Annotated in this window: 2 protein-coding genes; both read left to right on the top strand. The window is 45.7% G+C overall.

Annotated elements, in window-relative coordinates:
• Window positions 1-856: 856 nt before the first annotated feature.
• Entirely contained in the window at window positions 857-5,665 is a 4,809-nt protein-coding gene (locus tag F6K20_RS18290) for a glutamate synthase-related protein (protein ID WP_287295568.1), read from the top strand.
• A gap of 681 nt (window positions 5,666-6,346) precedes the next feature.
• The coding region (locus F6K20_RS18285; protein ID WP_287295567.1) for a DegT/DnrJ/EryC1/StrS family aminotransferase at window positions 6,347-6,939 on the top strand (593 nt) is incomplete at its 3' end.

The raw sequence follows: 6,939 nt of genomic DNA, 5'->3' as shown, positions 1-6,939 counted from the left end.
TATATTGAAACTGGCAAGATGCCAGTTCCAATATCTTTTCGCGCGGGCAGGATGCCCACTCTACTTATATTCATTCAAAGATTGAGCAACGCTCTAGGCATTTAGGCTAAGTGGGTTCTAAAAAAGTTATGAAGCACTCCGGGTCAAGCACGGAGGCCCTCAACTCCGCCTTTTGTAAGACCTAAGACCATGAGCCTAATACCTAGGCATTTAGAGAGGAGATGCCACCTGGTCTAAACTAAGACTGTGATGAAGGCTACTGTGACAACATCAAGTCCTGTCAGTGCAAAAGAGTCGTTAAGAAAGCTATTTTGAGTTTCGCTCAATGGTCTTGATCACTGCTACGGTAAATCCACCAATTTCTTCCCGAGTAAAATTTTCAGTAGGTTTATGGAGAAATTAGGTATTGCTATCGCTAACCTATTTCTTATATCATGACTATCCACCTATATAGGTAAGTTTCTAGGATTTATGCCAGCGTCAGGGAACCCTGGTCACTTTGGTCATCAGCTAGGTGGTTAGTTGCATGCCCTTGTTGAAGCACTAAGCGTGTTGCTACTGGTAAAACCTGATCAGGTTAACTACATCCCTTGCTCTGTGTCGGAGGATGTAGCTTTTGTGTCAGCAGCTGACCAGATTTCATTGGATACTCAGGATAGGAGTTTCTAAGGGAAAAAAAGCTTGATAGATTTTTCCACCCAGGGACTCGGGATTAGACCCAACCAAATTCTGGCTCACCATTGATGGTAAATCATTGTTGATTTTTCCAGCCTAGTAGCAGTCTATAGGTCACTGCTACTAGGTTAATAGTCCTCAGTCTGTAATGAAAGCATCACTAAACACCGTGAATAATTGGATGAATAATATCGATAACCAGAAAAACCAGGAAGATCTACAACACTATCACAAAAGGATACCGTATCCAGGTCAACGTTGGTTGGTGGAGGAACGAGATGCCTGTGGGGTTGGCTTTATTGCTTCTGGGCAGGGTATAGCTAGCCATAAATTGATTGAACAAGCTCTAGTGGCACTGGGTTGTTTAGAACACCGGGGGGGGTGTAGTGCTGACCAAGATTCAGGGGATGGTGCAGGCTTATTGACCGCTATTCCCTGGAAACTGTTGCAAAAATGGTTGACCGAACAAGGAATTGACCAGCCTCCTACGGAGCAGTTGGGAGTTGGGATGGTATTCTTGCCTCAGGATGAGACGTTGGTTAGCCAAGGTAAGTCAATTGTTGAGGAAGTCCTCGCTCAAGAAGGCTTAAAGGTTTTAGGCTGGCGTGTGGTACCAGTACGTTCAGAGATCCTGGGTATCCAAGCGAAAGCCAATCAACCCCATATCGAACAGTTGATCGTAGCCTCTGAAGGGGAGATAGGAGATGAACTGGAGCGTTTGCTGTTCAAAACTCGCTGTCGCATTGCTAAGGCCCTAAAATCTCAGAGTACCATCCGAGTGCCTGAGGATTGGTATTTTTGCTCTTTTTCTAGTCGCACGATTGTCTACAAAGGCATGGTGCGCTCAGCGGTACTTGGAGAGTTTTATTTAGATTTAAAAAATCCTGATTACCAGAGTGGTTTTGCTGTCTATCATCGACGCTTTAGCACCAATACTATGCCCAAGTGGCCCCTCGCTCAACCGATGCGCTTGTTGGGACATAATGGTGAGATTAATACTCTGTTGGGCAATGTCAACTGGATGATCGCCCGAGAGGCTGACTTGGCTCATCCGGTTTGGGAAAAAGGGTTGAAGGCAAATAACCTTGAATCTGCAACCGAAACTAACCTGAAACCAAATAACTCCTTAGATGAGATCAAGCCTATTATCAATCCAGAAAACAGTGACTCAGCCATCTTAGATAATGTATTTGAATTACTGGTGCAATCTGGACGCAGTCCTCTGGCAGGATTAATGATCATGGTGCCGGAGGCTTACCAAAATCAGCCGGATTTGGATAACTATCCGGAAATTGTTGATTTTTATGAATACTACAGTGGAATTCAGGAAGCTTGGGATGGTCCAGCGCTATTAGTATTCAGTGATGGGAAAACAGTGGGAGCCAGCCTAGACCGAAATGGATTACGACCGGCTCGTTATAGCATTACCCGGGATGGCTATGTGGTGGTGGCATCAGAAGTGGGGGTAGTGGACTTGCCAGAATCCGAGATTGTGGAAAAGGGCAGACTCGGACCAGGGCAAATGATTGCTGTTGACCTGGAAAGCAACGAAATTCTAAAAAACTGGGACATCAAGCAACGGGTGGCAGCTCAGCAACCCTATGGTCAATGGCTGAAGCAGTATCGTGTAAAATTGGAACCCCAACCCTTTACTGAGGCTCCTGAACAAGATGCGGCTGAGTTACTGCGTCAGCAGACCGCTTTTGGCTACACTGCTGAGGATGTGGAGATGATCATCCAGCCGATGAGCACCCAGGGGAAAGAACCTACTTTCTGTATGGGAGATGATATTCCCTTGGCGGTACTCTCCAATAAGTCTCGACTACTCTATGACTATTTCAAACAACGCTTTGCCCAGGTCACTAACCCACCTATTGACCCTCTGCGGGAAAGTTTGGTGATGTCGTTGAGTATAGAGCTGGGTGAGCGAGGGAATATATTAGAAGCTAAGCCCGAGTATGCCCAGTTGTTAAAGCTGGAAACCCCAGTACTCAATGAGGCCGAGTTGGCAGCGGTGAAAGCCTCAGGGTTTGAGACGGCTGAACTGTCTACTTTATTTGAAATTGCTACTGGTCCGGGGGGGCTAGAAGTAGCTGTGAGTCGTCTGTGTGACCAAGCGGCTGAGTCGGTAAGGGCTGGCAAAAAGATTCTGATTTTGAGTGATAAAACTGCTGGAGGGCTTTCTGAAAACTACACCTATATTCCACCGATGTTGGCTGTAGGTGCGGTTCACCACCACCTGATCTCTCAAGGATTAAGGATGAAGGCATCCATTATTGTGGAAACGGCTCAATGCTGGAGTACTCATCACTATGCTTGCTTAATCGGTTATGGTGCATCAGCAGTTTGTCCGTATTTGACTTGGGAATCGGTGCGGAATTGGTGGGCTAATCCTAAAACTCAAAAATTGATGGCCCAGGGGAAACTGGAAAGCCTAACCATAGACCAAGCTCAGAAAAATTATCGCAAGGCGGTAGAAGCAGGTTTATTGAAAATCCTATCTAAGATGGGAATTTCCCTATTATCGTCTTACCATGGCGCTCAGATTTTTGAAGCTATTGGCATTGGTGGGGATTTATTGGCACTAGCCTTTAAGGGAACTACATCCCGGCTGGGAGGTTTGAGTATTGCTGATTTAGCTCAGGAAGTGATGGAGTTTCACAAGCGGGCTTTCCCCCTGACGGCTAAGAAACTGGAAAACTTTGGCTTTATCAATTACCGTCCTCGGGGCGAGTATCACATGAACAGCCCTCAAATGGCTAAAGCCCTACACAAGGCGGTTTCTGCTTTCGTCCGTGACCAATCCTCTAACAATGGCAACGGGAAACATCACAAAGAGTTGGAAGTTAGCAAGTTGCAGGTTAAACCTTCAAACCTTGAAGCTAACAAAGAAGCCTACGACCACTACGATGTGTATCGCAAACTGTTGGAAGAGCGTCCAGCAACTGCACTACGAGATTTGTTGGACTTCAACAGCGACCAACCTACTATTGAGATCGAGGAAGTAGAACCTGTTGAGGAAATTGTCAAGCGCTTCTGTACCGGCGCAATGTCCCTAGGCTCTCTATCCCGAGAAGCTCATGAAACTCTAGCTATTGCGATGAACCGGATTGGCGGTAAATCCAACAGTGGTGAAGGGGGTGAAGACCCAGTGCGCTTCACCATTCTGAATGATGTGGATCAGACTGGTCATTCTCAGACTCTACCTCACTTAAAGGGATTACGTAATGGGGATGTTGCTTCCTCTGCGGTTAAGCAAGTAGCATCTGGTCGTTTTGGAGTAACACCAGAGTACCTGATGAGTGGGAAGCAGTTAGAAATTAAGATTGCTCAAGGTGCTAAGCCAGGGGAAGGGGGTCAGTTACCGGGTAAGAAGGTCAGTCCCTACATTGCTAAGCTGCGGCGTTCTAAGCCAGGGGTAACCCTAATTTCCCCACCACCCCATCATGATATCTATTCGATTGAAGACCTAGCGCAGCTGATTTTTGATTTGCATCAGATTAACCCTCAAGCTAAGGTATCTGTGAAGTTGGTGGCAGAAATTGGGATTGGAACTGTTGCGGCTGGGGTAGCTAAAGCGAATGCGGATGTAATCCAAATTTCTGGTCATGATGGCGGGACTGGAGCATCTCCCCTGAGTTCGATTAAGCACGCTGGAGTGCCTTGGGAACTGGGAGTAACTGAAGTACATCGGATCTTGATGGAAAACCAACTACGCGATCGCGTTTTGCTGCGGGTAGATGGTGGCTTAAAAACTGGTTGGGACGTACTGATGGCGGCCTTGATGGGAGGACAAGAGTTCGGTTTCGGTTCGGTATCGATGATTGCTGAAGGCTGCATTATGGCACGGATTTGCCATACCAATCAATGTCCTGTAGGAGTTGCTACTCAGCAAGAACGGCTGCGCCAGCGCTTTAGCGGGATTCCAGGCCATGTTGTCAACTTCTTCTACTTTGTGGCTCAGGAAGTGCGATCGCTTCTTGCCAAACTAGGTTACCGTTCCTTAAAGGATATCATTGGTCGGGCTGATCTACTCAAAGTCCGGGAGGACCTTGAGTTGACTAAGACATCTATGCTGAATCTAGATTGTCTGACTCAGCTGCCTGATACTCGCACAGACCGCAGTTGGCTCAACCATAAGGATGTCCACAGCAACGGCCCAGTGCTAGATGATCAACTGCTGGGTGACGCTGACCTGACGAATGCTATTCAAAACCATGGGTCTGTGACTAAAGATGTGGACATCGTGAACACTGACCGTACTGTAGGGGCTCGAATTGCTGGAGTAATTGCCAAGCAGTATGGTAACAGTGGTTTCGATGGAAACATTACTCTCAACTTCAAGGGGGCTGCGGGTCAAAGCTTTGGTGCCTTTAACCTGCCTAGTATGACCCTGATTTTAACTGGTGAAGCCAATGACTATGTAGGTAAAGGGATGCATGGTGGTGAAATTATTATCAAACCACCCGCTGATGCCACCTACGACCCAGCTAACAATGTGATTGTAGGTAACACCTGCCTCTACGGTGCCACTGGCGGAACCTTATTTGCCCATGGCGGTGCTGGTGAGCGGTTTGGTGTGCGCAACTCTAAAGGCTGTGCTGTGATTGAGGCAGCTGGTGATCACTGCTGTGAATACATGACCGGTGGTGTAATTGTAGTCTTAGGGAAAGTGGGACGCAATGTAGGTGCTGGTATGACTGGTGGTTTAGCCTACTTCCTAGATGAAGAGGAGAGTTTTCCCGCCAAAGTGAACCAGGATGTCAAGATTCAACGGCTGATTTCAGCGGCTGGAGAGCAGCAGTTGAAAGGCTTAATTCAAGACCATGCCACTCGGACTGGTAGCCCGAAAGCCCAGATGATTCTGGATAACTGGTCTGAATATCTGCCCAAATTCTGGCAAGTGGTACCGCCTTCTGAGGCGGATACTCCTCAAGCCAATCCTGATGTGGTAGAGGAACGGGAGTTAGTTTCTTCGACAGTAGGCTAAAAACCTTGAACGCGATCGCGTGGCCTATTGGCCAAGGTTCTAGGTTGGCTTGGGTTAAAAGTTGCAGGTTAGAAGGTTGAAGGTTGGTTTGATCACCTTTAACCTTCAACCTGTCAAGATTCAACTGTGAAGAATCTTGGCCTTTAGGCCACGCGATCGCGTTCAACCTTTCACCTGCTCTAGGTCGATCTTTTCGAGGCAAAATTCATTCACAGATGCTTGACGACGAATCATCATCTCCCTTACCCAATCACGATTGCCTCGCTTAATATACTCTTCAATACAGTAAGCATAATAGCCAATGTGATTAGACTCGTCACTGATGAATTTATCGGATATCGTAGTTACCTTCTGTAAATCTTAAGGTCTGGCGTAGGCTTGCAGCACAGGACGCAAAAGAATTGGAATTTAAGTAAAATTTAACTAATTAAATTGGCTATACCGAACTGGCTGTGTAAAAATGTTATAAAATAATTATAGCAGTCCTAAATGATTCGTTAAATCTATTGGCCAAAGCTATCGCTATAACCCTTGCACAGCAACGATTACAGATGCTGATTTTACAAATAAATGATTTAGGATTGCTGTAGTATAATCCTGATTGGACGGTAATTTGAGTTTTTAAGCGATGCAGCGCGGTCTTGGGGGTTTCCCCCATGAGCGACTGCATCAAGAGATAGAATGATTTTTTCTAAAAACCCCATCCAATCAGACCTAGTCGGGAATAAGCACGGTTTTATAGACACTAGGTTCGGTAGATCCAAAATTCCCTTTGAAGGCTATAGTTTTCGCTTTGAGTTTCTCAAAAAACAGATTCTTGAGTTATTTGACGAAGTAATTTTATCTGGAAAATATACAGGACGCGGAAATCGTGTTATTGCTCTTGAAAAATCGATAAAAGATTTATGGGGAACAACCGGAATTGCCACATCATCTGGAACTATCTCTTTGCAAATAGCACTCATGTGCGCTGGAATCAATCCAGGTGATGAAGTAATAGTGCCTTCATTAACATTTATTTCAACAGCTTATGCTGTAAATGCAGTCGGAGGTATTCCAGTATTTGTAGATATAGACCCCAAAACACTAACCATTAATCCAGATGCAGTCTTGGATTCTATTACTAGCAAAACAGTAGCGATTATCCCAGTACATATATATGGGCAAATGGATGATATGGACAGATTAATGGATATAGCTAAAAAGTACAATCTAAAAATTATTAAAGATTGCGCACAAGCACATGGGGCTACTTATTATGGCAACTATGCTGG

This window comes from Moorena sp. SIO2C4, assembly GCF_010672485.1.
GTDB classification, from domain to species: domain Bacteria; phylum Cyanobacteriota; class Cyanobacteriia; order Cyanobacteriales; family Coleofasciculaceae; genus Moorena; species Moorena producens.
This window is presented reverse-complemented; position numbering and strand designations above follow the sequence as displayed.

Coding starts and splice junctions, on each gene's coding strand:
- F6K20_RS18290 (WP_287295568.1), top strand. CDS start 857: ATGAATAATATCGATAACCAGAAAAACCAGGAAGATCTACAACACTAT.